Origin of the sequence: Verrucosispora sp. WMMD703 (assembly GCF_049178935.1) — a bacterium.
GTDB classification, from domain to species: domain Bacteria; phylum Actinomycetota; class Actinomycetes; order Mycobacteriales; family Micromonosporaceae; genus Micromonospora; species Micromonospora sediminimaris.
In genome coordinates, this window is record NZ_JBMHMM010000004.1 from 2344703 (window position 1) to 2358653 (window position 13951).

General features: G+C 66.2%; 10 protein-coding genes. All 10 read right to left on the minus strand.

The features are described from left to right. Positions 1–57: 57 nt before the first annotated feature. The 10 genes from ACN26Z_RS11300 to ACN26Z_RS11345 all read right to left on the minus strand — a co-directional run bounded on the left by ACN26Z_RS11300 (position 58) and on the right by ACN26Z_RS11345 (position 13893). Positions 58–561 (minus strand): hypothetical protein, encoded by a 504-nt coding sequence (locus ACN26Z_RS11300; RefSeq protein ID WP_282239272.1) that lies wholly within the window; start codon positions 559–561, stop codon positions 58–60. A 150-nt stretch (positions 562–711) separates the two neighbouring features. After that, positions 712–1641: an NAD(+)/NADH kinase gene (locus ACN26Z_RS11305; RefSeq protein ID WP_421461089.1), complete on the minus strand. Its 930-nt coding sequence runs from the start codon at positions 1639–1641 to the stop codon at positions 712–714. Positions 1642–1735: 94 nt separating this feature from the next. After that, positions 1736–4849 carry a M14 family zinc carboxypeptidase gene (locus tag ACN26Z_RS11310; RefSeq protein WP_421461091.1) on the minus strand — a complete coding sequence of 1038 codons (3114 nt, stop codon included), beginning with the start codon at positions 4847–4849 and terminating at the stop codon, positions 1736–1738. 299 nt (positions 4850–5148) lie between these two features. Next, on the minus strand, positions 5149–7014 hold the full coding sequence (locus ACN26Z_RS11315) for a nucleoside-diphosphate sugar epimerase/dehydratase (protein WP_282240561.1): 1866 nt from the start codon (positions 7012–7014) through the stop codon (positions 5149–5151). A gap of 223 nt (positions 7015–7237) precedes the next feature. Next, positions 7238–8380 (minus strand): non-hydrolyzing UDP-N-acetylglucosamine 2-epimerase, encoded by a 1143-nt coding sequence (gene wecB, locus ACN26Z_RS11320; protein WP_421461093.1) that lies wholly within the window; start codon positions 8378–8380, stop codon positions 7238–7240. A 4-nt stretch (positions 8381–8384) separates the two neighbouring features. Further along, on the minus strand, positions 8385–9626 hold the full coding sequence (locus ACN26Z_RS11325; RefSeq protein ID WP_421461095.1) for a glycosyltransferase family 4 protein: 1242 nt from the start codon (positions 9624–9626) through the stop codon (positions 8385–8387). Between the two features lie 226 nt (positions 9627–9852). Beyond that, entirely contained in the window at positions 9853–11055 is a 1203-nt protein-coding gene (locus ACN26Z_RS11330) for an O-antigen ligase family protein (protein WP_282239267.1), read from the minus strand. A gap of 98 nt (positions 11056–11153) precedes the next feature. Beyond that, positions 11154–12356, minus strand: coding sequence for a lipopolysaccharide biosynthesis protein (locus tag ACN26Z_RS11335; protein WP_282239266.1), 1203 nt, complete (start codon positions 12354–12356; stop codon positions 11154–11156). A gap of 137 nt (positions 12357–12493) precedes the next feature. Next, positions 12494–13273, minus strand: a complete 780-nt coding sequence (locus ACN26Z_RS11340) for a GNAT family N-acetyltransferase (protein WP_282239265.1) — start codon at positions 13271–13273, stop codon at positions 12494–12496. After that, on the minus strand, positions 13258–13893 hold the full coding sequence (locus tag ACN26Z_RS11345; RefSeq protein WP_421461098.1) for a sugar transferase: 636 nt from the start codon (positions 13891–13893) through the stop codon (positions 13258–13260). The genes ACN26Z_RS11340 and ACN26Z_RS11345 overlap by 16 nt, the downstream gene beginning before the upstream one ends. Positions 13894–13951 lie beyond the last annotated feature (58 nt).

The window sequence follows — 13951 nt, forward strand, 5'->3', positions numbered from 1 at the left end:
TGCCCAAGCCGCGGTGCCGGGTGTGGTGACCGTGGGTGACCACACCCGGCTACCCCGTCACGAGCCGTTGGGGCCGATCGACGTGGGGCGGAAGGTGTACTCCCGACCGCAGTAGTCCGGCACGGTGCTGGGCCTGTCGAGCGACGTCCGGCAGACCTGGATCACCACGCGGTCGATGCCCACCGCCCAGGCGTCGGAGTCGAGAACGAAGTCGAACCGCAGCACTCCGTTGTCCACCCGCTGCGCTGCTCGGTCGATCGGACGTTCGCCCGCGTACGCGACGTAGCTGGCAATTGTGTAGCGACGGTCGTCGCGGCAGAAGATCGGCTCGTTGGCGCTGGGCCGGTCAACGACGACGCCGGTCAGCCGCACGGCCTTGGTGGGCGCGGCGGAACGCCACTCCAGGACGCCTTCGGTGTAGCCATAGGTGCAGGTGTCTCCGGAGGGGACGGAGAAACGCTGGGAGATCGGGCTGGCGGCTGCGCTGCCGGCCATGACGGTGGTGGCGAGAAGCGCGGCGGCGAGGACGGTGGTCGCCGCCCGCAGGAGTGCGCGGATCATGTGCCTCCTTCCAGACTGATCCGGCGCGGTGGTGGGTCGGGCGGGAAGGTCGCGACAGGGGGGCCCGATTGGGACGGCCACCGACACCGGTTGCGGATTAAGCGAAGTCTATCGATGTAAGGGTGGAAAGTCAGCCGCCGCGGCGCCGGATCAACGCGGCGGTGGCATCTCGCGGCGGCCCAGCTGACGACGCAGGTTCTCGGGGAGCAGTTCGCGGAGCTGCTCGGGCAGCAGCGGCAGGTCGAGCAGGCTCAGCTTGAGCTGGCTGCGTTCCTGGTACCGGGCCGGGTCGAGGCGGACCACCAGGCCCGCGTCGGTGCGGTAGCCGATGTCCACCGCACCGGAGGTCGACCCGTCCCGGATGACCTGGCCGTCCACCTCGATCGCGACCGGGGCGGACCCGGGCCGCAGTTCCAGCCGGACCCGTTCGTCGGGGGAGAGCACCACCGATCGGGAGATGCCGGACATCGGCGCGCTGGGGGTGACCACCACGGCACGCGTCGCGGGAGAGATCAGCGGCCCGCCGGCGGCGTAACTGTAGGCGGTCGACCCACTGGGGGTGCTCACGACCAGCGCGTCACAGCGGTAGTAGCCGTACTGCTGCCCGTTCACCGCCAGGGTCGCGCTGACGAAACCCTGCCCGGGGTGGCGGATCAGCGCGATGTCGTTGAACGCGACCACGTCGTCGCCGCACACGTCGCAGGCCAGGCAGCTGTGCGACTCGACGGTGTACTCACCAGCCAGCAGCCGGTCCAGCGCCGCCGGCAGCTCCGGCGGCTCCACCTCCACCAGAAACCCCAACTTGCCCAGGTGTACGCCGAGCACCGGCTTGGGATCGGGTACGGCCGCCCGCAGCGCCCCCAGCATCGTGCCGTCCCCGCCGATGCTGACCAGCACGTCCGCCTCGGCGGGGAGGTGGTCCTCCGGTACCGGGCGGACGGACTCGGGCACCCGCTGCCGGTCCTGCTCGCGTACCGTCAGGGCCACCTGGTGCCGCGCGGCCCAGGCGGCGATGGTGTCCACCACCGGGGACACGTCCCGGGTGGGGTGCAGCACCAGCCCGAGCCGGATGCGGTCCATACCCACAGCTCACCACAGTCGGAGCGCCTTTCATGCCGGTACGCGGCAAGGCACGCCGGCGGTGTCCCGACCGCCGGCGCGCCCTGGACCGCCGCTACCGGCGCGGTCGGCCCGTCAGATGGTTCAGCGACCGGGCGACCAACTCGTCGCGGGCCGCCGGCGCCAACCCCTCCAGCCCGAAGCCCAGGTAGACGGTGTCCCGGGTGACCACCGTCGAACCTTCCTCGAACGCCTGCTGGCTGCGCGACCAGTCGATGGCAGCCGAAGCGGACCCCTCCGGCGGACCGGCCACCGTCCAGCCACCGAGGTCCGTCTCGAACGACGTCTCGGCGACGGTGGTTCCGTCCACCACGACCCGGGTGTCGTCGATGAACAGACCGAGACCCTGGGTGGCCCAGTCGCTGGCATAGCTGATGGAGACCTCCACCTGCCCGCCCGCGTACCCGGACAGGTCGGCCACGAACTCCTTCCAGCCGTTGGAGGTGCCGGTCGCCGCGTGCCACTGTCCGGTGCTGCCGGTCGGCGAACAGTCCGCGCCCTGGTAGTGGGCGAGGAACGGGTGCAGTTGAGCCACCCAGCCGGAGGCGCAGCTGTCGCCGGTCTCCTGGGTGGTCAGGCCCCCGGCGTCCGGCAGCGTGGTCCAGTCGTCGGTGCCGACCGCCCGCGCCTCGACGAACATGAAGTCCCAGTTCGTCTCGATATCGAACGAGGTGTAGAAGCGCAGCTCAGCGCTGCTCGCCCCGGTCAGGTCCACCGTCCGGGTCAGCCGCTTGTACGACTCGTCGGACTGCCCGCTGAACAGATACCACTCGCCGGTACGCGGATCGAACGGCGCCCCGCCCGGGCGTCCCCAACCCACCGGGGCGGAGCTGGTGAACTGCGGGAACTGTGCCGGCGGCAGGAAACTCGACGTGGTCAGGAACGAGGCGGTGTGATCCTGGTTGCCGGCCGAGCCGTCGGCGTTGAGCGTTCCGGTGAAGCCGGCGAACGCCCCGTCGTCACCCCGGACCGGGTACGGCTGCCCGTCGGGCGAGGTGCCGCCGTCACTTACGTAGTTGTACGCTCCCAGCCAGTACTGCTGGAAGTCGTTGAGCAGCGGCAGGCAGCTCGGATCGGCGGCGTCGGTGCACTCCGGCGGGGCGTCCGGCAGGTAGCCGTAGGAACCGTTGGCCGCCTGGGCGTAGAGCGCGTACTTGCCGCTGACCAGCAGCTTGCCGCCCTCGTTGAGGTAGTCCCGGACGGACAGCTCGGTGTCCACCGCCGCCTTCGCCACCGTGCCCGGCACCTGACCCGGCTCGCGCAGGATGATGTCGTCGCCGGTCTCCCAGACCACCGCGTCGTAGTGCGACAGCACACCCAGGTGATGCGGGGCGGCACGCCCCATCGCGTCGAAGTCGTACACGTCGCTGCTGCGCCCGGCCGCCTTCAGCGACGCGGCGATCTCGTCGGCGTACTTCGCGGTGGTGGTGTCCTGGGCGGGGCTGACACCGGTGACGTCCTCCACGGCCAGCACCAGCACGTCCCCACCGATGTCGTCGTGCACCCGGTAGCTGAAGCGCTCGCTGCTGACCTTGCCCCGGCCCGGTCTGGTAGCGGTGAACCAGACCCGCACCCGGTCACCGGGTCGGGCACCGGTGACCTTGCCGCGCAGCTCGGCGAAGTAGTCGTTGTGGGTGTCGCCGTAGCGTTCACCGCCGCGCCACTCGCGGACCCGGGTGGACTTCGTCCGGCCCCCGTTGATCGACCAGTTCAGCTTGACGTTCTTCAACGAGCGCCGGGTGATCGCGGCGACCTGCTGGGTCCGACCGTACGACACGTCGAAGGCGTCCACCACGAAGTCCGGGGTGCTGCGGCCGACCACTGAGACCGGGTCGTCCGGCTGGTGGGCCGACTTCGCCACCGACAGCGCGAACGGAATGTTCTTGGCCACCTCGGCGGCGATCAACTTCTCGTCGTCGGGGAAGATGAAGCTGCTGACGCAGTCCTCCGGCAGCCACTGGTCGTCCGGGTCCGACTCGGCCGCCGCCTGGCAGGTGGACATCTCCGGGGTGAAGCCCAGCGTGCCGTAGCGCACCGTCGCGTGGCTGTCCGTGTCGCCGTTCGTGGTGTAAAGCTCGGCGGAGATGTCCGGGTCGTAGCCGGGCACCGCGGGATTGGCGTCGTCGCCAACAAGCGTCTCGTAGATCACGTCGTCCGGGGTGGGTGTGGCCACCTGCCAACCGACGCCGTACAGCAGCAACTGCGCGGCGGAGTGGTAGTTGACGAAGAACTCGAACCTGAGCCGCTTGAACAACGCGTCCAGCGCCTTCGTCTCCGGCTCCGAGTTCGGACCCGGCCCCCGGTAGGTGTCACTGGTCGGGTCCGGCGAAGACCCCTCGTTGTCGTAGCCCCACTTGTAACTGAAGTTACGGTTCAGGTCGACGCCGTCGGCCCCGGTGATCTGGCCGTCGCCGTTGTTGTCGCGCAGGTTCTTGCGCCACAGCCGGTTGCCGGGTGTGAAGGTGTGGTCGTAGCCGTCCGGGTTGAGCACCGGGATGAACCACAGCTCGGTGGTGTCCACCAACCGGGTGATCTCCCGATCCGAGCCGTACCCGGTCAGCACGTGGTGCATCAGCCGACGGGTCATTTCCGGCGTGATCCACTCCCGGGCGTGCTGGGTGCCGCCGTACAGCACCGCCGGCCGTTTGCCGTCCTTGATCTTCTTCGCGTCCCTGGTCACCTTGATCGCGAGGATCGGCTTACCCTGGGCGGACCGGCCGATGCTCTGCACCTTGGTCAGCTTCGGATAACGGGCCGCCGTCGCGGTGATCTCGTCGCGGATGCCGCCGGGCTCGCTGTACGACCGGAAGGCCCGCCAGCCCGCCGCGCTCTGCTCCCGCAGCACCTGCGAGGCATCCTTGCCGCGGACCTTCTTGACCTCCAGATCGACGCCCTTGCGGGCCAGCCGATCGGCCTGCCCCCGGCTGAGCACCGTCTCGATCTCCGTCTTGCCGGCCTGGTCGGGCGTCGCGCCGTGCCCGAGGTCGACACCAGCCTCCCGCAACTGGTGCAACTGCGCGGGATCGACCGTGCCGACGTACACCTCCAAACCGTCTCGGCCGTCGCGACCGCCCGGATCGGACGGCGGCCGTGCGCTCGCCGGTGCGGTCAGCACCAGCGCACCGACCAGAGTGAACACGCCGGCGATGGCCAGCGGTGTGCGCCTCATCGTGCCCCCTTGGGATGAAAGGACTACTGGGCGCGAGCCTCGCCGGGTGTGCGAAAGGTGTCAATAGATCGATCATGTTGATGTCGAGAGACGGCCGGAGCGCTGCCTGGCGTATAGCTGTCCGCAGCGACGTGGCCCATGGTTGCGGTGTAGACGACGAACGCCCGCCGCCCGCCGCTTCAAGCAGCACGTGCTCGAAGCGGCGGAACAGCAGATCACGGTCGAATGGGGTCTCGGCGATCACCCCTGGCCGCCTGCCGGGCAGTGGCGACGCGAGCGGCCTGGCGGTGCGGCTGTGGTCAGCGGGCGAGCGGTATGCCTGCCTTCTGATTGAGTGCCGCGCCTGGAAGAATGCCGCAAAGTCGGGCGAGCTGGTCAATGACCTTGGCGGGCTCGTCGAAGGGATCCAGTCCGCTGACCTCGAGCGGGTCCAGGACGGGCACGTTGACGTGCGAGATCAGCGGATGCAGCGGCCGGTGATCGGACTCGCCGCTGCCCAGCAGGTCCTCGTGCAACTTCTCGCCGGGCCGCAGTCCGGTGTAGACGATCTCGACAGGGCTGGCCGCCTGTTCGACCATCCGACGCGCGATGTCGTCGATGCGTACGGGCTCGCCCATGTCCAGCACCAGGGCTTCGCCGTCCCGGCCGATGTTTGCTGCCTGGAGGACCAGGTGGACCGCCTCCTGCACGGTCATCAGATACCGGGTCACGTCGGGGTGGGTCACGGTCAGCGGCTGCCCTGCCTCGATCTGCCGCTGAAAGGCGGTCACCACCGAGCCCCGACTGCTCAGCACGTTGCCGAACCGGACGCTGAGGAAGGTGCCCGGGTGGGTTGCTGCGGCATGCGCGGTCAGCATCTCGGTGATGCGCTTCGAGTAACCGAGTACGCTGATCGGATCGGCGGCCTTGTCGGTCGAGATGTTGACGAAGCGTGCCACATCCCGGCAGGCGTCGAGCACGGTAAGAGTGCCCCAGACGTTGGTCTTGACGGCCTCTCCCGGGTGTCGTTCCAGCAGCGTCAGATGCTTCAGCGCCGCGGCGTGAAAGACGATCTCGGGGCGGCGCTCCCGCATGATGCTCCGGATCCCTTCATCGTCGCGCAGGTCGGCGAGAATGAGTTCGGGGCCGTCCAGCAGCGCCCGGCCGGTGAGCGACATCTGAAGGCTGTGCAAGGCTGACTCGTCGCGGTCCAGCATCATCAGCTCACCGGGGTTGGCCCGCAGGATCTGCCGGCACAACTCGGAGCCGATTGAACCACCCGCACCGGTGACCAGGACGCGTCGGCCGGTCAGCGCGTTGTCGTCCGTGGTCAGGTCGCCGACGACCTGGCGTCGACCGAGCAGGTCACCGATCTGCACATCCCGCACATCCCTGACTGTGATCCGGTGGTCCACCAACTCCCGAACGGGTGGAAGGATCTTGAATGCGGCACCGGTTCGGAGGGTTGCCTCGCGGATCTCACGGATCAGCGCGGCGTCGGCGTTCACCACGGAGAAGATCAGCGCAGTCGCACCAGTACGGTGGATGGCCTTCGCAATGTCGCCTCGGCCGCCCAGTACCGGGATGCCGGCGATGCGCAGGTCCTGCTTGCTCGGGTCGTCGTCGATCGCACCGACGGGCAGGTAGCGGCCCTTGGGATCGCCGAGCATCGCGCGTACGAGCCCCTGTCCCGCTTCCCCGAGGCCGAAGAGCAACACCGGGGTCGCGGAACGTGCGTCCGGGCGCATGGCACGGTCCCGCCGGTGCCGATGCAGGAGACGGAAGCTGAGCATCATCAACAGGGCGAGGGCACCGCCGACAACCGGCGTGCTGGCGGGCACTGGACGCTCACCGATCGCGAGCAGGGCGACCAAGGCGATCGTCGCCGTGGTGGCGGTGGTACCGGCGAGCCCACGGACCTCCTCGACGCTGCCGAGGGGCTGGCGGCCGGAGTAGATCCGGCGCATCGCGCTGAGGCCGACATGTAGCACGGCGGCACCGGCGCCGAGCAATATCGCACTGGTCGCCTGTTCGGCGGTGAGGCTCTGCTCATACCTCGCCCAGCCAGCGACCACGAATCCCCCGACCCACGCGAGGGCGTCAGTCACCAGGAAGGTGACGGTGCGACGACGATTCACCTCTGCCCGGCTTCTGGTCGCCGATTCCGTTCGTGAGGCGCGCTGCATTTCCGGCGGCATGTACGACTCCCTGTCCTGTTCGTGGCCGCAAGTGACCTACGGCTGGTCAGGGCCACGTATGTCCCCTAACTGCATAGCGGAACAAAAGGGATCGGATTCCAGGTTTCGTATTTTTGACACAGTGTCCGGGTTCGGATTTCGCACTCCGGGAAAGGTTCACCTTTCCTTCGAAAGGGATTCGCTTCGGCTGCGGGCGGATGCGGTCCGCAGCTCAGACCCGGCGGCGAGCTGCTCGCGTTGGTGCAGTGACAGTCAGTTCTGTCGGACGCGGTCGATTCCCCGTCCGAAGATGCTCCAGCAGCACGTCAGCGATCCGATCGGCTGCTCGCCCATCCCACAGTGATGGACAGCGTCCCGGAGGCGGAGCATGCATGACTTCCTTGGCAACCGTGACAATGCGTTGGGGATCCCGGCCGACAAGCACGTTCGTGCCCTGTTCGATGGTGATCGGCCGCTCGGTGTTCTCTCTCAGGGTCAAGCATGGAACGCCAAGCACGGTCGTCTCCTCTTGGACGCCGCCCGAGTCGGTCAAGACCATCCGTGCGGCAGCCTGTAGGCCGAGAAAGTCCAGGTATCCGGCCGGAGGTAGCAGCCGAAGCCCCGCTGGGGTACCGGAGGATGCGAGTCGCTGGGCCGTCCTCGGGTGGACGGTCATCACTAGCGGAAGCATGCTGGCGACCTCTCCCATCGCCGCCATCAGGGCACCGAGGGTAGCCGGATCGTCGACATTGGCGGGCCGGTGAAGGGTGACCAGGCCGAACTCGCCCGCCGTCAACCCGTGCCGCGCCAGTACGTCCGACTCTCTGGCTCGGGCAAGGTTGGCGAGCAACGTGTCAACCATGACGTTTCCGGTGAGGTGAATCTGGTGGGGGTGGTAGCCCTCCTGCCGAAGGTTGTCGACCGCGTCGGATGACGGGGCGAAGAGCAGATCGCTTAGCCGGTCCACCACGACGCGGTTGACCTCCTCCGGCATGGTCCAGTCCCGACTGCGAAGGCCCGCCTCCACGTGGGCCAGGACAGGGCCGGCGTGTGCGGTCACCAGAGCGCAGGCAAGCGTCGCGGTGACGTCGCCCACGACGACCACAGCGTCTGGCGAGACGTCGGCGAGCACCGGTTCGAAGCCGGACATTATCCGCGCTGTCTGCTCTGCCACACTCCCGGAACCGCTGCCGAGGTGCCAGTCGGGGGGACGCAACCCCAGATCGTCGAAGAACACGTCGCTCATTGCGTGGTCGTAGTGCTGGCCCGCATGCACCAATTCCACACGCGCTGAACGCCGCACCAGGGCGTCGAGCACCGGCTTGATCTTCATAAAGTTCGGTCGGGTTCCGGCGACCAGCATGACCGTCGGCATCCGATCACCTCTCCCGCAGAGTCTCGGCCAGTCTCGGAACCGGTGCGCTGGCTACCTGCCGAACCGCAACCGTCTCGTCCAAGACGCGCTGCAGACGCGCGGACATCACGGTGCGGGAGCGGTTCTCCTGAATGTATCGCCGACCCCGCTGGCCAAGTGTCCACAGCGAGTCGTCGTCCAGTCCGACCAACTTGCTGATCCCGCTCGCTAGTTCGCCGGGTGCGACGGCAACTCCGGCACCGGATTCAACGACGACGTCATGGGGTTCGCCCATGCAGTTGGTCACAACAGGCAGTCCTGCGGCCATGTAGTCGTAGAGCTTGTTCGGGCTGACGCCGAGCTGGAACACGGGCGCATCGGCCAACACGTGGATCCCGATATCAGCACTACCGAGGACACCGGCCAGCTCCTGCTTTGACATAGGGTCGAGGAAACGTACGTTGTCAATACTCTCGCGGTGAACCCGGTCCTTCAGCCGAACCTTTTCCATGCCGTCGCCGATGAGCAGGAATGTGTGTTCTGGTATGGCGGTCGCCGCGTCGAGCAGCATGTCCAGTCCATTGGCGGGGCCATGGGCGCCGGCGTAGACGAGCAGGCGGCCCCGTGTTTCACACCGTTCCCGCAGAGGGGCCAAGTCGGGACGGACGTCGAAGTCCGCTGGTTCCGCGCTGTTACTGACCCATTCCAGTTTCTCTGTCTCGATGCCCAGATCCTGAAAGTACGAGCGCCACGCAGCGGTCACAATTACGATGCGGTCGGCGCGCCGGTACAACCACCGTTCGAGTGCAGTCAGGAGCCGGTGCGTCAGTGAACCGGTGCGCAGATGGCGCGTGTCCACAATCGATTGAGGCCAAAGATCGCGAACCTCCAGCACGAAGGCCGTCCGACGTATCCGGGCGGACAACCATCCGGCAACCGGCGCCAGGATGTGTGGTGACGAAGCGTACACCACGTCGGGTCGAGGACCGCGTAGGGCGGTAAGGAGGGCCCTGAGGGAGTAAGTCAGCCAGTTCATCACCCGGCGATGATCATTAGCTTGGTATGCCGAGGCGCGTACCTGTATAAACGACGCGTCGTCAACCAGGAAACGCTGCTTGGATGCGTGATCGAAATCCGCAGCTACGATGACGTGTCGCCATCCTTTCAGTCTGCTGAACAGTTCCGCGTGGCGAGTCCCCCCGCCGGCAGTTACCGGTTTGGCGTAATGGTTGATGATCATTACAAATCGTGCATCAGGGCGTGTCATCTGTCGTACTCCTTTTCTCGCAGCGCCTGTCAGAACGACGGTCACGGTCGTTTCCATGAGATAGTCGCGGTAGTTCTATCCGCCGGTGAGGGCGGCCGTGCCTGAATCTCCGAGCGGTTCCCAACGGTACGCTTTCAGCCGGTTTCATTGACGACAATGCAGACCTTTTACTCGCGGAGTACTGGACTGGCGGGGTCATGTGATGACGTGGTTCCGGCCGTGCGTCTCAGTGAAGTGAGAAGTCGCGTGCAGATTGCCGATTCCAGTAGTTGACGGCGAGCGCTTCTCTCGGTGCCCGTGGGGCTCGTGGCGGTCTCAGTACGGCAATGACGGCGAGGATCCAGAAGAATCGGGTGTCGTAGTAGTCGCCGGAGAAGTTGCTTGCCACCCCGATGTAGATCGCAGCCACCGCGCAACCGATCTGTTCCTTAGAGACCGCCCTCCACGGTGTGCCTTCGCGCCAGAACCAGAACAGGGCCAGTGCAAATAGTGCCAGCGCTCCGATGCCGCTCTCGGCGGCCAAGGCGAGCATGTAGTTATGGGGGTAGACAAATCCGAAATTGGCATAGTAGCTGTCGAGGCCGCCTCCGAGGATCGGGTGATCGAGGAAGAACGACCATGCCCACGACATCAGCATCGGCCGCGAGGAGAAGTCCCCTTGCTGAATCCCGCTCATGGAGTACCGCCACTCCGCGAGGGCCGCAACCGCGTCTCCGAGGAATCTCCATACGGCCCAAGCCACCAGCGAAGCGACAACGGCGGTGGCGATCAATGTCACGACGCGGCGTCGGCGCAAAAAGAGTAGGAAGAAGGCCAGCGCGGCGCCGACGAGCGACACGAGACCGCCTCGTGAGCCGGACAGCATGGCTGCAGCCGCCAGCAGTGGGAGTGGTATGAGCAAGAGCCATCGGCGGTGGACGACAGCTAGTGCTATCGCGGCGATGATACCTAGGCAGGTCACACGCACGAATACGTTGGGTCCGCCGCCGAAAGCGGAGTACCTGCCCTGCGTCTGCGGGCCGGCTATCAGACCCGCTACGGCGTAGACGATTCCAGCAATCAGCATCAGGGCGAGGAAGACGCGAGCCGCGCGGGCCGGCTCGGCTGCGGCGAGGATCGTGGCTGCCAGGACGAGGACCAACATCGCGACGAGGTCCCAGGTCAACTTGCCGACGCGAGCCTCCGGCGGTGCCCACAGTCCAGTAATCAACTGAAGTCCTATAAGGAAGCAGAAAAATGTGACCATGCGGGGCCAGTGCAGACGAATGCCTCGTGCCGATGCGCCGGCATACTGGACGAGTGCCCCGAAACCCAGCAGCGTCAAGCCGGGTACACGTAGGTCCGTTAGGCCGTACGTCGGCAGATCGAGGCGGCCAGGCGAGAACCTGCCAGCGAGTGCGACGACGAACAGGGCGGTCAGCAGCAGCACAGAAACGCGCAGTGCGCCAGGACGGCGAGTGGAACCAGAGCCGGTTCGATCTACGCGCAAAGGCGTCATCCCCGGTGGCTCGGGGTGAATCCGCTGAGTCAAGGCATACTCCGAAGGTCGGATGGGCGAGCAATTCGATCGGCGACGGTCAAGGCGGCGGCCTTGGCAGGACGGCCACCATGAGCCAGCAGTGCCAGGACAGCACCGACGCCGTATGCAGCCGCAGAGCCGACAGCGGCCCCCATTGCGCCATACCTGGGAATTAGAACGAGGTAGCAGCTGAGCGCTACCACCATCGCCGGTATGTCGGCGGCGAGTGCCGCTCGGGCGCGACCGCTGGCGACGCCGAGACCAATTGCGACGCGGCTGACGCTGTAGAAGGCGGCACCAACGGCTAGCGGTGCGAGCAGCCCCACGGAGTCCCGGTATTCGGTGCCGAAGATCGGCACCACCAGGAAGTGACCTAGTAGCAGCAGAACCAAACCGGCGGTCGCACCGTAAGCCGCCGCAGTCAGCACCGGCCCGGTGCGGCGCAGCTCGCCGGAGAGGAAGCGCTGGTGCCAGCGTGGCAATTGGGCATCCACCCAGCTCTGCACGGGCCAGATCGCGAACTCGGCGACCGTGGCGATAACGATGTAGATGCCTAGTTGTTCGTAGGTGCCCAGCCAAGGCAACATCAATCTGTCCGCACGAAGCATCACCATGCTGGCGACGGCTGCGGGCATAAGCCGTAGGCCAAGGCGGCGGGCAGGGACGAGGCTGTGTGGCGTCGCCGGTCCATCGCGCTGGTTGCGCAATGTCACAAAGGCAAGCACGGGACCGATTCCGACTGCCAACCCATATCCCAGCAGCCAGACGTTCGGTGAGTCCACGCTGCCGACCGTGAGAATCATCGCCGTTAAAACGAGGGCCACCTGGCCGGTGATGGTGGCGGTGACATAAGGCCGGACGACCCCGGCCGCCACCGCCCCAGTCCGAAGGGACGCCGTCACGACCAGCGCGCATGCACTCACCGTGAAGCCGGCGACGGCTAGTACGGCGCCGGCCGGCTCGCTCCCACCGACGTAGTAGACGAGCGGTCCAGCAATAAGGAATACAACTGCTGCTGAAGGCGCGACGAGACGTAGCGTGTCGGCGGAGGTGTCCTGCACTTGTCGTCCGGATGCGACTGTCGCTGGGTAGGACCGATCGATACCTGCAATCGCGAGCATGTTGGCCAGATAGGTGACCTGAAGCAGCAGTGCCAGGTTGCCGCGGCCGGCCGGCCCCAGCGCACGTGCGGCCATCACGTTGATGATCAAGCTGGCTGCCCCAACAATCACTTGGGCAACAACGAGGAACCCGGCTGTCGCCAGCGGCGATTGTCGTGCTGGTCTGCGCATTCGGAAGGTATGCCGGGCACCTCCGCCGGAGAGCGACGCCTGCGATTGAGACACCCTCATCGGGTCGATTCCGGCAGCTCGCTGGACATCCTCAGAAACTCGGCTCGTATCGGTCGACCGTCTGCGGCGTTCCTGTCTTCTGCGCTTTCCGTCAGATAGTAGTCCTTGACGGGTAGAAGCCGGGTGACGGCGGCCGCGAGGGCATCAGCATCGGCAACGGCCGGTACCCGGGTCGCCGTGCCGACGATCCGAAGGTTCATGTCGCGGATTCCTGCGCGAACCGCAAGATCCCCAAAGCCGTACAGATTCCGGTGCGCGACGTAGAACGGCCAGTTGATCAATCTGAGGGCGGCCGGCGAGTGTTCACTCGGGTAAACGTCGCGCCATCGGGAACGAGACAGTTCGGTAAAACCGTGGGAGAGATAGAGGCGGTGTGCGGCAGGATTATCCAGCGATACGTCAAGCGCGAGTCTTCGGCAGAGTAGCCGCTCAGCCAACTTCCGCCCGTCGCTCAACAGCCGTGTGCCCAGGCCCTGTCCGCGCTCATCTTCGCGTACCGCCACTCCGTTGAGGAACAGTTGTCCTGGCAGAATCCGCCAGTCAGCGATAGCCCGTAGGCCCCGAGGACCGCGTATGGCGCGCAGGATCAGCGAGCGCGAGGCGATCGGAGGTGTTACCGCTGCGGCTAGGTACGATCGGTAACCGGCAGCGTGGTAGGCGACCAGTCCGGCACACGCTTGGGGAACGGAGGCGCCCAACAGGTCCACCGCCTCGCCGAGTGCGGGATCGTTGCCGTCGAGAGTCTCGACTTCGGGCGTGGTCAGGAGGGCGTACATGTGAGCTGCCGTTCCTTGTCCAGGTCAAGCATCTCCGCACCGGGATCTAGGGCGACGCCGTTGGCACGGGAAACCTTCCCGATGGTTGCGACGAGGATGCGTAGGTCCAACCAGAGGCTCCACTCGTCGACGTACCGCACGTCGAGTGCAAGGCGCTCGTTCCACGGAAGGCCGTTACGTCCGCTGATCTGCGCCAGTCCGGTTATTCCGGGCCGGACTTCAAAGCGCCGCCGCTCGCGCTCGGTGTACCAGGCGTTGTAACGGGTTAGTAGCGGTCGTGGACCCACGAGGCTTAGATCGCCTTTGATGACATTCACCAATTGGGGCAGCTCGTCGATGCTAAGCCGACGCAGTACGCGGCCAATTCCACGGCAGCGGATCGAGTCGGGCAGGAGGTTGCCGTCTGCGTCCCGTTCGTCAGACATGGTGCGTAGCTTCATGATCTTGAATGGTTTTTTCCGCCAGCCGCAGCGCTCTTGGACAAAGAAGACCGGGGCGCCCAGCTGGATCTGAATGAGAAGAGAGGCGACTGCGATCACTGGCGCTGCCAGCGTGAGGACGACTAGGGCGGTCACGACGTCCAGTACCCGCTTTACTCGGCGTTGCACAGATTTTGACACAAGCTTCCCTCGGCAATCGCTCCATAGGTCTGCCTATGAGTTTTACCAGGACGTTCAG

Excerpts from the sequence above, each read along its gene's own strand:
- ACN26Z_RS11300 (WP_282239272.1), bottom strand. The coding sequence starts at position 561 with ATGATCCGCGCACTCCTGCGGGCGGCGACCACCGTCCTCGCCGCCGCG.
- ACN26Z_RS11305 (WP_421461089.1), bottom strand. The coding sequence starts at position 1,641 with ATGGACCGCATCCGGCTCGGGCTGGTGCTGCACCCCACCCGGGACGTG.
- ACN26Z_RS11310 (WP_421461091.1), bottom strand. The coding sequence starts at position 4,849 with ATGAGGCGCACACCGCTGGCCATCGCCGGCGTGTTCACTCTGGTCGGT.
- ACN26Z_RS11315 (WP_282240561.1), bottom strand. The coding sequence starts at position 7,014 with ATGCAGCGCGCCTCACGAACGGAATCGGCGACCAGAAGCCGGGCAGAG.
- wecB (WP_421461093.1), bottom strand. The coding sequence starts at position 8,380 with ATGCCGACGGTCATGCTGGTCGCCGGAACCCGACCGAACTTTATGAAG.
- ACN26Z_RS11325 (WP_421461095.1), bottom strand. The coding sequence starts at position 9,626 with ATGACACGCCCTGATGCACGATTTGTAATGATCATCAACCATTACGCC.
- ACN26Z_RS11340 (WP_282239265.1), bottom strand. The coding sequence starts at position 13,273 with ATGTACGCCCTCCTGACCACGCCCGAAGTCGAGACTCTCGACGGCAAC.